This window comes from Streptomyces sp. NBC_01788 (assembly GCF_035917575.1).
GTDB lineage: Bacteria > Actinomycetota > Actinomycetes > Streptomycetales > Streptomycetaceae > Streptomyces.
In genome coordinates this window covers 6347466-6360719 of sequence record NZ_CP109090.1, presented here as the reverse complement: position 1 = coordinate 6360719, position 13254 = coordinate 6347466, and the positions used below count along the sequence as shown (strand labels likewise).

At 73.7% G+C, this 13254-nt stretch carries 10 protein-coding genes; 2 read left to right on the top strand and 8 right to left on the bottom strand.

What is annotated here, in order from left to right:
- Window positions 1–7: 7 nt before the first annotated feature.
- The 8 genes from OIE49_RS28685 to OIE49_RS28650 form a co-directional block, all read right to left on the bottom strand.
- Window positions 8–2179: an SWIM zinc finger family protein gene (locus OIE49_RS28685; protein ID WP_326804795.1), complete on the bottom strand. Its 2172-nt coding sequence runs from the start codon at window positions 2177–2179 to the stop codon at window positions 8–10.
- On the bottom strand, window positions 2179–5031 hold the full coding sequence (locus OIE49_RS28680; protein WP_326804794.1) for a DEAD/DEAH box helicase: 2853 nt from the start codon (window positions 5029–5031) through the stop codon (window positions 2179–2181). Before OIE49_RS28680 ends, OIE49_RS28685 begins: the two co-directional genes overlap by 1 nt.
- Window positions 5032–5144: 113 nt before the next feature.
- On the bottom strand, window positions 5145–5726 hold the full coding sequence (locus OIE49_RS28675; protein WP_100566524.1) for a sugar kinase: 582 nt from the start codon (window positions 5724–5726) through the stop codon (window positions 5145–5147).
- A complete protein-coding gene (locus OIE49_RS28670; protein WP_326804793.1) occupies window positions 5723–6871 on the bottom strand; it encodes an ROK family glucokinase in 1149 nt (382 codons plus the stop codon). Before OIE49_RS28670 ends, OIE49_RS28675 begins: the two co-directional genes overlap by 4 nt.
- Window positions 6872–7025: 154 nt before the next feature.
- The gene (locus OIE49_RS28665; protein ID WP_326804792.1) at window positions 7026–7841 is read right to left on the bottom strand and encodes an ATP-binding cassette domain-containing protein; all 816 of its coding nucleotides are present in this window, start codon (window positions 7839–7841) and stop codon (window positions 7026–7028) included.
- Window positions 7838–8902: an ABC transporter permease gene (locus tag OIE49_RS28660; protein WP_326804791.1), complete on the bottom strand. Its 1065-nt coding sequence runs from the start codon at window positions 8900–8902 to the stop codon at window positions 7838–7840. Before OIE49_RS28660 ends, OIE49_RS28665 begins: the two co-directional genes overlap by 4 nt.
- Window positions 8899–9903 carry a sugar ABC transporter substrate-binding protein gene (locus tag OIE49_RS28655; RefSeq protein WP_326804790.1) on the bottom strand — a complete coding sequence of 335 codons (1005 nt, stop codon included), beginning with the start codon at window positions 9901–9903 and terminating at the stop codon, window positions 8899–8901. The genes OIE49_RS28660 and OIE49_RS28655 overlap by 4 nt, the downstream gene beginning before the upstream one ends.
- 172 nt (window positions 9904–10075) lie before the next feature.
- Entirely contained in the window at window positions 10076–10825 is a 750-nt protein-coding gene (locus OIE49_RS28650) for a GntR family transcriptional regulator (protein WP_326806351.1), read from the bottom strand.
- A gap of 117 nt (window positions 10826–10942) precedes the next feature.
- Between OIE49_RS28650 and OIE49_RS28645 the strand changes: the two genes are divergently transcribed.
- Together OIE49_RS28645 and OIE49_RS28640 are read left to right on the top strand one after the other, a co-directional pair.
- Window positions 10943–11965: a Gfo/Idh/MocA family protein gene (locus OIE49_RS28645; RefSeq protein ID WP_326804789.1), complete on the top strand. Its 1023-nt coding sequence runs from the start codon at window positions 10943–10945 to the stop codon at window positions 11963–11965.
- A 117-nt stretch (window positions 11966–12082) separates the two neighbouring features.
- Window positions 12083–13048: an NADPH:quinone reductase gene (locus tag OIE49_RS28640; RefSeq protein ID WP_326804788.1), complete on the top strand. Its 966-nt coding sequence runs from the start codon at window positions 12083–12085 to the stop codon at window positions 13046–13048.
- Window positions 13049–13254 lie beyond the last annotated feature (206 nt).

Below are 13254 nucleotides of genomic sequence, written 5' to 3'. Positions count from 1 at the left end.
GGGGTCGTCAGAGGGCGCCCGGTGCGCCCAGGCCGGTCAGGGCGCCGACCGGGTCGAGGTCGGGGGTGCCGCGGGGCCACCAGTCGTCGCGGTCCTGCTCCGATTCGTACGCGTACCACAGGCCGTCCCGGCCCAGGCGGAGCTGGAGATGACCGCGGGGGTGGGTGAGCCGGTTGCGCCAGGGCCGGAAGGCGGGCAGGTCGGCGGCGAGGAGCAGCGGCCGGGCCCGGTCGAAGCGGCCGGCCGGCGGGTCCCAGGGCTCCTCCAGGACGGCGAGTCCTTCCCCGCCGCCCTGGCGCCAGGCCGCCACCGCGCGCGCCAGCTCGGCCGTGGTGCGGCCGGTGGCCGAGGCGAGCGAGGCGTACAGGGAGCGGGTGGCCGCGGTCAGTCCGGAGCCGGGGCGGGCGGCGGCGAGGCGTACCGCGTCCTGCCACAGGGTGAGCCCGCCGACCGGATCACGGCCGGTGGTGAGCAGGGCGTGGGCGCGGGCGGCGGCGTCGGTGGCCAGCTGGTCCAAGGCGAACGGGTCGGGGCCGCCCGGAGCCGCCGGGTACACCGGGGGCTGCTCCGGGTGCGGGGGTGCGGGCAGCGGCGCGGGCAGCGGCGGGCGTTGGCTCTCGGCGAGCGCGTCGGCCGCGCGCAGGCCCGGGAACGGCTCCGGCTCCCGCTCCTGCGCGGCGCGGGCCGCGCGGGTGGCGTTCAGCCGGGACAGGGCGTCGAGCAGTTCGCGCTCGCCCCGGCCGCGAAGCAGCAGCAGGACGAAGGGGTCCGCGTCCAGCAGGCGTGCGGTCTGGTAGCAGAGGGCGGCGGCGTGTTTGCAGGGGTGGCCGCGGTCCGGGCAGCTGCAGTGCGGCTCCAGGTCGCCCGGGCCGGGGAGCAGCGGGACCCCGCAGTCGGCGAGGGACTGGGGCATCTCCTTGTCGAGGAGTGCGGCGATGTGCCCGGGGCGTTCGGCGACGGCGTCCAGGAACCGGTCCCAGTCGGCGTCGTCCAGCGTTCGCAGCCGCACCTGGACCCGGTACGGGCGCGGCCGGCTCCCCTGCACGTACGCGAGGACCAGCCCCGGGGTGACCGTGACGGCGTCCACGTGCCCCGTCTGTGCGTACCCGCGCCCGCGCGCCAGCCGCGCCGCGTCCAGCGCGCCCTCCTCCAGCGCGTCGATCCACGCATCGCCCCACCAGGTCTCGGCGAACCGCTCCCCTTCCCCCTCCCGCGCCGGAAACGCCGGGAACGTACGGCGAAGTTCGCCGTCCCGGCGAGGGGAGGCCATGGTGCGCGGCATCCCGGAGGGGACGCCGGGGATGGCCTCCTGTGGCGTGTGGTGCGGAGGGTCGGCGGAGGGGGCGGGCGACGCGTCCGCGCCGGAGGAGGCGACAGGACTGCGGTCCTGTGAGGTGCGGTACGCCGTGAGGACGCGTGTCGGGGCGACCTGCGGCGCGGCAGCCCGGGCGGCGGTCGGGAGGGCCGCCCGGGCGCTCGCGGTGGAGGGGTCCTCCGTCCGGGGGTCGGGACTTCTCCGGTCCGTCGGGCCGTCGGCTGCGGAATCCGGGTCGTGGTCGGGCTTTGCCGGGGGCATCCGGAAGGCGCCGGTGGGCGCGTGGGCGTGGGTGTCCGCGCCGCCGTATTCGACGGTGGCTCCGGCCGGGGGGTCGGCGGGCGCCGGCCGGGGTGCCCGGCGCGCAGGCGTGGTCGGACCGCGAGCGGCCCTGGTCCCCGCCTGCGCGGCGTCCTCGCGGGACCGCTCCGCACGGGCCGCACGCCGGGCCAGGGCGCCGCGCAGCGCCTCGCGCGCGGCCTCCGAGGGACGCGCCCCCGCGTGCCGCGGTGGTGGGGCGTCGTCCGTGAGGGCGTCATCCGTCGGGGCGCCGGAGGGCGCCACCGGCCGGGGCTCCGACTCCTCCGTGCCCTCCACGGCCTCCGTGCCCTCCGCGACCTCCGTATCCTCCGCGACCATCGACGGCCCGTGCCCGGCCCCGTCGTGCGCGGTGCTGTCGCCGTGCCGGGCAGACACCGCGCGCCGCAGGGCGTCCCGGGCGGCGTCCCCGGGTCGGCTCACCGAACCGGCCGGGTCGTCCGGCGTGGGCGTGCGCCGGTCCGCGGGTCCGTCAGGTGTCCGGGAACGCTGTTCCCGGGCGGCGCGCAGGGCCCGGCGTGCCACGTCGGCGGGGCGCTCGTCCATCAGGCCTCCCTTCGCAGCGAGACCAGGTCGGACAGCTCGCGGTCGGTCAGTTCCGTGAGCGCCGACTCGCCCCCACCGAGGATCGCGTCGGCCAGGGCGCGCTTCGCGGCGAGCATCTCGGCGATGCGGTCCTCCACGGTGCCTTCGGTGATCAGGCGGTGCACCTGCACCGGCTGGGTCTGGCCGATGCGGTAGGCGCGGTCGGTGGCCTGCTCCTCGACCGCCGGGTTCCACCAGCGGTCGAAGTGGACGACGTGGCCCGCGCGGGTGAGGTTCAGGCCCGTGCCCGCCGCTTTCAGGGACAGTACGAGGACCGGGGTCTCGCCGCTCTGGAAGCGGTCCACCATGCGCTCACGCTCCGGGACCGGCGTACCGCCGTGAAGCAGGTCCACGGGGACCGCGCGGCTGGTGAGGTGCGAGGTGATCAGGCGGGCCATGCCGACGTACTGGGTGAAGACCAGCGCCGAACCGTCCTCGGCGAGCAGGGTGTCCAGCAGCTCGTCCAGGAGCGCCAGTTTTCCGGAGCGCGCCGCCGGCCTGTCGGCGCCGCGGGCGTGCTCGTCCTTGAGGTAGAGCGCCGGGTGGTCGCAGATCTGCTTGAGCGAGGTCAGCAGTTTCAGGACCAGTCCGCGCCGGGCCATGCCCTCGGCGGTTTCGATGGCGAGCATCGACTCGCGCACCACGGCCTCGTACAGCGCGGCTTGCTCGCGGGTGAGCGGGACGGGGTGGTCCGTCTCCGTCTTGGGCGGGAGCTCGGGGACGATTCCGGGGTCGGACTTCCTGCGGCGCAGCAGGAAAGGGCGTACCAGGCGGCCCAGGCGCCGCACGGCCTCCTCGTCCTCGCCGGTCTCCACCGCGCGGGCGTGCCGGGCCCGGAAGGACTTCAGCGGGCCGAGGAGCCCCGGGGTGGTCCAGTCGAGCAGGGCCCACAGTTCGGAGAGGTTGTTCTCCACGGGGGTGCCGGTGAGGGCCACGCGCGCGGGGGACGGGATCGTTCGCAGCGCCTTCGCGGTCGCCGAGTAAGGGTTCTTGACGTGCTGGGCCTCGTCGGCGACGACCATGCCCCAGGGCTGCCCGGCCAGCAGGGGCGCCGCCGAACGCATCGTGCCGTACGTGGTGAGCACGAAGCCGCCGCCGAGGCCGTCCAGGGAGCGGTCCGGGCCGTGGAAGCGGCGGACGGGGACGCCGGGTGCGAACCGGGTGATCTCCCGCTGCCAGTTCCCCAGCAGGGAGGCCGGGCACACCACCAGGGTGGGTTCGTGGTGCGCCCGCTTGAGGTGCAGGGCGATGACGGTGACCGTCTTGCCGAGGCCCATGTCGTCCGCGAGGCAGCCGCCGAGACCGAGGGAGGTCATGAGGTCCAGCCAGCCCAGGCCGCGCAGCTGGTAGTCGCGCAGGGTGGCGTCGAGGCCCGGCGGCGGTTCGGCGGGCCGTACGCCGGCCATGAGCCGGTCCCGCAGGGCCGCCAGCGCGCCGACGGGCACCGCCTCGACCGTCTCGCCGTCCACGTCCGCGGTGCCGGAGAGGGCGACGGACAGCGCGTCGACCGGGTCGAGCAGGCCGAGGTCGCGCCTACGGGCCTTGCGGACGAGGGCCGGGTCCACGAGCACCCAACGGTCCCGCAGCCGCACCACCGGGCGGTGGGCCTCGGCGAGCGCGTCCATCTCGGCGTCGCTGAGCGGATCGCCGCCGAGCGCCAGCTGCCAGCGGAACTGGAGCAGTGCCTCGCTCTCGAAGAAGCCGGTGCCGTCCTTGGCGGAGCCCGGCGCGGGGCGCACCACCGCGGTCGCCGTGAGGTCCTGGGCCAGGTCGCGCGGCCAGTGCACGGCGACGCCGGCCGCGGCGAGCCGCGTCGCGGCCACGCCGAGCAGCTCGCTCACCTCGGCTTCGGAGAGGGCGAGGACGTCGGGCACCTCCTGCTCGGAGAGCCGGTCCAGCGGGGTCCAGACGCGGGCCGCGCGCCGTACGGCGAGGGCGGCGTCCACGCGTGCGCGTGGGCCGAAGGCCGGGTCCGCCTCGCCCGCCCACAGGGCCGCCGCGTCGGTGACGAGGGTGGGGTCGGCGAGGCTGTGCACCTGGACGATCGCCGCGCCGGCGCCCCGGGCGGCCTCGTCGTCGGCGCCGTCGAACAGGTCGTGCGCGGACAGGTCCAGGCGGAGTGAGACGCGTACGCCCGCGTCCATGCCTGCGGCGACCTCGGCCGCCCAGTCGTGGGCGTGCGGCAGGCACTGCGGGCCGCGGGCGGCGAACGGCTTCCCGCAGGTGTGGGGCGCGGCCGGGGTGCGGGGCAGGGTGTCGGCCACCGCGTCGAGGAAGGCGCGCAGCAGCGCCTCCGGTTCGGGCAGGCGCAGCGGGCCCGGACCGGGCAGCGGGACGGCGTGGCCCTCGTGGGGCAGGGCGGCGGCGATCGCGCGCAGGTGGGCGATGTCGTCCGGGTCGAGGGGGCCCGCGCGCCAGGCGTCGTGCCCGGTGGCGGTCAGGCCGGGCAGCAGCCGTCCACGGGCGACGAGCCGCAGCGCGTGCAGGGCGGCGGCGCCCCAGCACGCCGTGGCGGGGTGCGCCGCCGGATCGTGCCGTGCCCGGACGAGCTGCGGCAGCGCGTCCTCGATCGGCAGCGTCAACGCGGGCGCGCTCCTGCGCCGGGCCCCCTGCCCGTGCCGCCGCACGACCGTGAGCTCCGTATGCGCCGGGTCGGCGGCTCCGTTCCCCGGCCATACGTCTCCGGTCGGGTCCCAGAAGGCGATGCGGCTGTCGCGGGGAAGGGGGGCCGGGAGGAAGAGCGCGGCGAGGCGGGGGGACAGGGGGGCCGTGTTCGTCGCGTGGGCCGTCACGCCGGCCGCCGTGTCGCTCATACGTTCTGTCACCTCCCGCTCGCCGTCCGGTCCAGTCGTCTTCGACTCTACGGGCGGGGTCTGACAATCGGCTCCGGCGGCCCGGGACGGGCCGCGGTCGGTGCCAGCCAGCGTCAGGGGACGGTGCGGGAGACGACGTAGACCATCGGCAGGACCGGGTTGGACAGGTTCACGACCACGTCCTGCGTGGGGGCGGGGTTCTTCTGGCTGTGGCTGAGGCCCCACCAGGGGCCGGGGCTCGTGAAGGTCCAGCCGGTGGTCGTCTTGTCCCGGGCGCCGACGGTGACGGCGCCCTCCTTCAGGTCGTCGCGGTTGACGCCCATGGCCTCGAGGAAGGAGGTGAGGCCCGGTTCGGTGGTCCGGAACTGGACGTAGAGGCGGCTGGTCTTCCAGTTGTTGGTCTCGTAGTAGGAGACCATGTCGGCCGGGTGCGGTATCGGGACCTGGTAGAGGCGGCGCTGGACCTTGGACGGGTAGCCGGGCGCGAGGCCCCTCACCGCGTACCGGGCCTCCTTGTCCTTGCCGCTGTCGCGGCTCTGGTTGGCGGAGATCACCAGGTAGCCGGCCGGGACACCGATGAGCAGCACGATGATCAGCAGGGTGAGGGTCCTGCGGCGGTTGCGGCGCCGGCGGTCCTCGACGCGCGGTGGCCGGCCGTCCGGAGGCGCCGCCTGGCGGGGCAGCGACATCGTCACAGCGCCTCCCGGGCCTCGCGCCGCGCCTGCGCGTACCGCTCGTAGCGCTCGTACCGCTCGACCCGGCGCCGCTTGGCGCGCCGGAAGCGGCGGGCGACCAGCCGGGCGAGGTCGGCGGCGCCGACCATGCCGGCCTCGGGGCCGAGCTGGGCACGGGTGATACGGGCCTCGGGGCGGTAGCCGCGGCCGGTGAGGTGCCGCCGGAACGCGTCGCGCGCGGGGCCGATCAACAGGTCGTCGGCCGCGGAGACCCCACCGCCGATGACGAAGCAGGACGGGTCGAGGGCGGCGGCCAGGTTGGCGATGCCGACGCCGAGCCACTGGCCGATGTCCTCCAGCAGCTCGATGCACATGGCGTCGCCCTCGCGGGCCAGCTCGGTGATCATCGGCCCGGTGATGTCGGGGATGCTCCCCTTGACGTGCTCGATGATCCCGTAGGCGACCGGGGAGTCGGCCGCGGCCAGCTCACGCGCCTCCCGCACCAGGGCGTTGCCCGAGCTGTACTGCTCCCAGCAGCCGCGGTTGCCGCACGGGCAGCGGTGGCCGCCGGGCACGACCTGCATGTGCCCGAACTCGCCGGCGACCCCGAACCTGCCCCGCTTGACCTGGCCGTCCTCCAGGATCGCGCCGCCGATACCGGTACCCAGCGTGATCATGACGAGATGGTCCTCGCCGCGGCCCGCGCCGAAGCGCCACTCGGCCCAGGCGGCGGCGTTGGCGTCGTTGTCGACCAGGACCGGCACGGACAGGCGTTCGGAGAGTCGGTCGCGCAGGGGTTCGTTGCGCCAGGACAGGTGAGGGGCGAACAGCACGCGGTTGCGGTCGGCGTCGACCCAGCCGGCCGCGCCGATGCCGACCGCGTGCACGTCGTGCCGGTCGGACAGGTCCAGGACCAGTTCGACGATGGTGTCCTCGACGACCCGCGGGCTCTTGGACTTGTCCGGGGTCTCCGTGCGGAGCCGCTCCAGGATGTTCCCGTCGGCGTCGACGACGCCCGCCATCACCTTGGTGCCGCCGATGTCGATGCCCACCGTGGGGACGCGGGGCGCGGTCAGGTGGGAGCGCCGCTCCCGGGTACCGACCGTGCGCAGCACGGGGGCGCGTCGGGAGCCGATGGGGGCGGTGAGGTCGCGGTAGGTGCTCATCGGGCCCGATTCTGCCGCACGCTTGGTAAGGGTTCCGTACGGGGCACCGAGGGGGCGACGCCCGGTTTGTGCCGGTACTTGTACCGGGTACGGAGGCACGGGTGCCGTCGCGTCCGCGCCGCGGAGCCGCATGATGTCACAACCTCCCGGGCCCTCAGGACCCTTGCAGTTCATGGCGCAGATCGTCCAGGTCGCTGCCGCCGGCCATCTGCCGGGTCAGCTCGTCCAGGGTGATCCCGTCCCGAGTGTGGTGGCCGGCCATGGCGCCCCGCTTCAGCAGAACGAACCGGTCACCTACGAGGTAAGCGTGATGCGGGTTGTGGGTGATCAACACAACGCCCAGGCCCTGGTCGCGGGCCGCCGCCACATACCTCAGTACCACGCCCGACTGCTTCACGCCGAGTGCTGCGGTCGGCTCGTCCAGGACGAGCACCTTCGCCCCGAGGTACACCGCGCGCGCGATGGCGACGCACTGGCGTTCGCCGCCCGACAGGGTGCCGATGGGCTGGTCGACGTCGCGCAGGTCGATGCCCATCCGCAGCAGTTCGGCCCGTGCCGTCCTGCGCATGAGGCCGACGTCCAGGCGCTTGAAGGGGCCGGTCCCCTTGCGGGGCTCGGAGCCGAGGAAGAAGTTCCGCCAGACCGGCATGAGGCCCACGACCGCCAGGTCCTGGTACACCGTGGCGATGCCCCGGTCCAGGGCGTCGCGCGGGGAGGTGAGCCGGGTCTCCTCGCCCTCGACGCGCAGGACGCCGCCGTCGTGCTGGTGCAGCCCCGCGATGATCTTGATCAGGGTCGACTTGCCGGCGCCGTTGTCGCCCAGGACGCAGGTGATCTCCCCGGCGTGGACCTCCAGGCCGACGTCCTCCAGGGCGCGGACACCGCCGTAGTGCTTGCTGACGCCGGACAGCTCCACGAGTGCCGTGCGGGCTTCGGTCCGCGTGCTGGTACGTGCTTCGGTCTGCGTCACTTGGTGGCCTCCGCCCGCCTGCGGACCCAGGTGTTGAGCAGGGTCGCGAGGAGCAGCATCGCTCCGAGGAAGAACTTGAACCAGTCGGGGTTCCACTCGGCGAAGACGATGCCCTTGCTGGTCATGCCGAACAGGAGGGCACCGACCGCCGAGCCGATGGCGCTGCCGTGTCCGCCGGTGATCAGGCAGCCGCCGATGACGGCGGCGATGATGTAGATCAGCTCGTTGCCGACGCCCTCGCCGGACTGCACCGCGTCGAAGGAGAACAGCAGGTGCTGCCCGCAGATCCAGGCGCCGAGGGCCACGCCCATGTAGAGGCCGGTCTTGGTCCGGGTGACCGGTACGCCGACCGCGCGGGCGGCGTCCTTGTTGCCGCCGACCGCGAAGATCCAGTTGCCGGTGCGGGTGCGCAGCAGGATCCAGGAGGCGACGGCGACCAGGCCGAGCCACCACAGGATGGTGACCTTGACGCCGACGCCGCCGATGGTGAGCGTCGAGGCGAACACCGCGTGGGCGCTGGGGAAGCCCTCCATGTCGCCGATCGTCTTGGTGGAGACCGTGCCGTCGATCAGCTTGGTGAGACCCAGGTTCATCCCGGTCAGCATCAGGAAGGTGCCCAGGGTGACGATGAAGCTGGGCAGCCCCGTACGGGTCAGCATGAAGCCGTTGAAGGCACCGATCGCCAGGGTGACCAGCAGTGATACGCCGACCCCGACCCAGACGTTCGCGGTCATCCGGTAGCTGAACATCGAGGAGACCAGCGCGGAGGACGTCACCATGACGCCCGCCGACAGGTCGAACTCGCCGCCGATCATCAGCAGCGCGACCGGAACCGCCATGATGCCGATCACCGAGGACGCGTACAGGACGGTGCTGAGGCTGGAGGCGCGCAGGAAGCCGTCCGCGGCGCAGGCGAAGAAGACGAAGACGGCGATCGCGCCGACGACCGAGCCGAGCTCGGGGCGGGTGAGCAGCCCGCGCAGCGCGGAGGTCCGCGGAAACGTTTCAGCGACGGAGGTCCCGGCGGGGGCCGCGGGCCGGTCGGTGGTGGTACCGCTCATCGGGTGCCCCGCTTCGTGTACTCCTCCAGCGTGGCCGCCTGGTCCTTGGTGACGATCTGCGGGCCGGTGAGCACCGGCCGGCCGCCGCCGAGGACGTCGCCGTTGTACTTGTAGAGCCAGAGCAGGTCGACGGCCTGGTAGCCCTGGAGGTAGGGCTGCTGGTCGACGGCGAAGCCGAGCGTGCCGTCCTTGAGTTCGGCGGCGACCTTGGCGTTCAGGTCGAAGGTGTCGACCTCGGCGCGGCTGCCGGCGTCGGCCTTCGCCTTGACGGCGGTGTCCGCGTAGGGGGCGCCGAGCGTGACGACGGCGTCGACGGACCTGTCCGCCTGGAGCCGGGCGCCGATCGCGGCCTGCACGTCGGGCATGTTGGTGCCGTTGACGTAGAGGTTCTCGACCGTGCCGGAGAAGGTCTTCGCCACCCCGGCGCAGCGCTGCTCGTGGCCGACGTTGCCCTGTTCGTGGAGGACGCAGAGCACCTTCTTCCTCCCGCGATCGGTCAGCTCCTGCCCGACGGCCTCACCGGCGACGGACTCGTCCTGGCCGATGTGCGTGAGGGCGCCGTACGCCTTGGACTGCGCCGATCCGGAGTTGACCGTGATCACCGGGATGCCGGCCCTCTCGGCGCGGGCCACGGCGGCCTTGAGCGCCTCGGGCTTGGCGAGGGTGACGATGATGCCGTCGACCTTCTTGTCCACCGCGGCGTCCACGAGCTGGGCCTGCTGCTGGGCCTGGGCGTCGTGCGAGTACAGGAAGTTGATGTTGTCCTTGACGGCGGCCTGCTTGGCGCCGCTCTGCACGATGTCCCAGAACGTGTCGCCGTCCCCGGAGTGCGTGATCATCGCGAAGGTCCAGCGGGGGGTGTTCACCGCGACCCTGCCCTGGGCCGCCGCGGCCTTGCGGGCGTCCTCCGCCCGCTTACCGCCGGTGCTGCTGCACCCCGCGAGCGACAGGGACAGGGCCCCTGTCAGCGCGATGACTACCCAGGTTGGAAAGCGTGCCACGAGGCCGTGCCCTTCTTGCTGTGCCCAAACGTACGCAAGGGGCCGACAGTGATCCCACCGGCCCCGAACGTTCCATTATCGGACACCGGAGTGCCAGGTTCCGCGGCCGGGGAGCGATGACCGGTCACATTGTCCGGACATGGGGACGTGAGGTCGGAGGCGCGCGAGGCCGTCAGGACCGTACGAGGAGCTGGAACTCGAAGGAGTAACGGGAGGGGCGGTAGGTGTGCGTGCCGTACTCCACCGCGCGGCCGGTGTCGTCGAAGGTGGTGCGCTGCATGGTGAGCAGGGGCGCGCCCTCGGCCTCGGCGAGCCGCTCGGCCTCGGCGGGGGCGGCGGCACGGGCGCCGATGCACTGGCGGGCGCTGTGCAGGGTGATCCCGGCGGCGCGCATCAGCCGGTACAGGCCGGTGGCCTCCAGCTGGCCGGTGTCCAGGTCGAGCAGTCCGGACGGCAGGTAGTTGGTCAGGTACGCCATCGGCTCGCCGTGGGCCAGGCGCAGCCGTTCGATGCGGTGGACCTCCTCGCCCTCAGCCACCGCCAGGGCGGCGGCGACCTCGGCGGAGGCCGGGACCACCGTGTTGACCAGGACCTTCGTCGACGGGCGCTGCCCGGCCGCCTCCAGATCGTCGTAGAGGCTGCTCAGTTCCAGCGGGCGCTTGACCCGGCTGTGCACGACCTGGGTGCCGACACCTCGGCGGCGCACCAGGAGGCCCTTGTCCACCAGCGACTGGATGGCCTGGCGGACGGTGGGCCGGGACAGGCCGAGCCGGGCCGCCAGCTCGATCTCGTTGCCCAGCAGGCTGCCGGGGGTGAGTCTGCCGTGCTCGATCGCGGCCTCCAGCTGCTGGGACAGCTGGAAGTACAGCGGTACCGGGGAACTCCGGTCCACACGGAGCTCGAGTGAGACGGTGGGGTCCACTTCTGGTTTCGGCACGGGCCGAGCGTAGCTCCGCCGCCGGATGACGGGAAGTAGTGAAGTCCGATTGTCCGGACATGCCGATTGACAGGGTCAGGGGTCCGCCCTCACTTTGTTTCCATGCGCATCGGGGTCATCGGTACGGGCCGCATCGGCACCATCCACGCGAACACGCTCAGCCGTCATCGAGAGGTCGGATCCTTGATCCTCACGGACGCCGATCCGGCGCGGGCACAGGCCCTCGCCCTGCGGCTGGGTGAGACGGCGGCACCGGGGGTGGACGAGATATTCACCTGGGGGGTCGACGCGGTGGTCGTCAGCACCGCGACCTCCGCCCACGCCGAACTGATCGGCCGGGCGGCACGGTCGGGACTGCCGGTGTTCTGCGAGAAACCCATCGCCCTGGACCTGCCGGGGACATTACAGGCGCTCGCCGAGGTCGAAGCCGCGGGCACGGTGCTTCAGATGGGGTTCATGCGCCGCTTCGACACGGGTTACGCGGGCGCCCGCGAGGCCGTGCGCTCGGGTCGCCTCGGGCGTCTGCACACGGTGCGCGCGCTCACCTCCGACCAGGCACCGCCGCCGCCCGAGTGGCTTCCGCTGTCCGGCGGGCTGTTCCGGGACGCACTCATTCACGACTTCGACATGCTGCGATGGATAACGGGCCGTGAGGTCGTCAGCGTGTACGCGACCGGGTCCGACGCCGGCCCCCCGATGTTCCGCGCGGCGGGCGACGTCGACACCGGCGCGGCGCTGCTCACCCTGGACGACGGCACACTCGCCACGGCCACCGCAACCCGCCTCAACGGCGCCGGGTACGACGTGCGCATGGAACTGGCCGGTGAACTGGACCAGATCGTGGTCGGCCTCGACGACCGAACGCCGATCGCGTCCACCGAGCCCACCGGCCCGCCGGCCGCGGACAAGCCCTATCCCGACTTCCTGGAACGCTTCGGCCCCGCCTACGAGGCCGAACTGGAGGCGTTCGTAGGGGTGTTGCATGGTGAACGCCCCAACCCGTGCGACGGCCGCGAAGCCCTCCAGGCTCTGCGCATCGCCGAGGCCTGCGAGGTCTCCCGCCGCGAACACCGTCCGGTGAGCCTGGCGGAGATCCCGGGCGCCGACAGGGCCGTCTTCCGCTGACGGGCCGACGCCCGCGGCCATCGCGGTCGGGCCGCCCGGAATCCCGAAACGGCTTTCCGGCCGGCCGCAGGCGTCATCCGCGCCGCGCAGGGCCTTGCGGTGGGAGAATCGGTGGTCATGCGCGCCGCCTATGTCGAACAACTCGGGTCGCCCGACGTCATTCGCTTCGGCGAGTTGCCCGATCCCGTGCCGGGGGCGGGTGAGGTGCTGGTGGACGTGGTGGCCACCGTGGTCGATCCGGTGGACACCTTCGTCCGGTCGGGGCTGTTCCGGACGCCGCTGCCGTTTCCGTTCGTGGTCGGACGGGACCTCGTGGGCACGGTGGCGTCCGCGGGGTCCGGTTTCGCCGTCGGTGAGACGGTGTGGTGCAACAGCCTGGGCCACGACGGCCGGCAGGGCGCGGCCGCCGAACGGGCGGTGGTGCCCGCCGACCGCCTGTACCGGCTGCCTGCGGGCGTACGCCCTGAGGAGGCGGTGGCCGTGTTCCATCCCGCCGCGACCGCCTGTCTCGCGCTCTTCACCCACGGCGGGCTGCGCCCCGGAGAGACGGTGCTGGTCGGCGGCGCGGCCGGCAACGTGGGCAGCGCGCTGGTGGAGTTCGCGTACCGGGCGTACGCACGCGTCCTCGCCACGGCCGCCCCGCGCGACCACGAGCACGTCCGCTCCCTGGGCGCGGCGGAGGTCGTGGACTACCACGCCCCCGATCTCGCGGCGCGGCTGGCGCGGCTCGCGCCGTCCGGCGTCGGCGTCCACGTCGACACCTCGGGACGCAACGACCTGACGACCGCGGTCGGCCTCCTCGCCCACCGCGGGCGCATCGTCGTTCTGTCCGGCGCCCGCGACGAGCCGACCCTGCCGGTCGGTCCGCTCTACATGAAGGACGGCTCCCTGCACGGCTTCGCCATCTCCAACGCCACGGCCGCGGAACTGGCCGAGGCGGCGTCCGCCGTCAACGACCTCCTGGCCTCGGGCGGCCTGCGGCCCCGCTCGGTCGAGTACCAGCCCCTCAGCGCCGCTGCGGAGGTCCACCGGCGCATGGAACGCGGCGAACTCCACGGCCGACGCGTGGTACTGCGCCCCTGAGTCGGGCCGCGTGTGGCATGGCCCCACCCGGCTCCGGCTCCGGCTCCGGCTCCGGCTCCGGCTCCGGCTCCGGCTCCGGCTCCGGCTCCGGCTCCGGCTCCGGCTCCGGCTCCGGCTGGGATCTCCCCCCACCCGGCCCCGACCACAACCTGCCCGTCGCCAACTTCCGTTCCCGACGGCGCGCTCGCCCGGACAGCCCGAGGCCG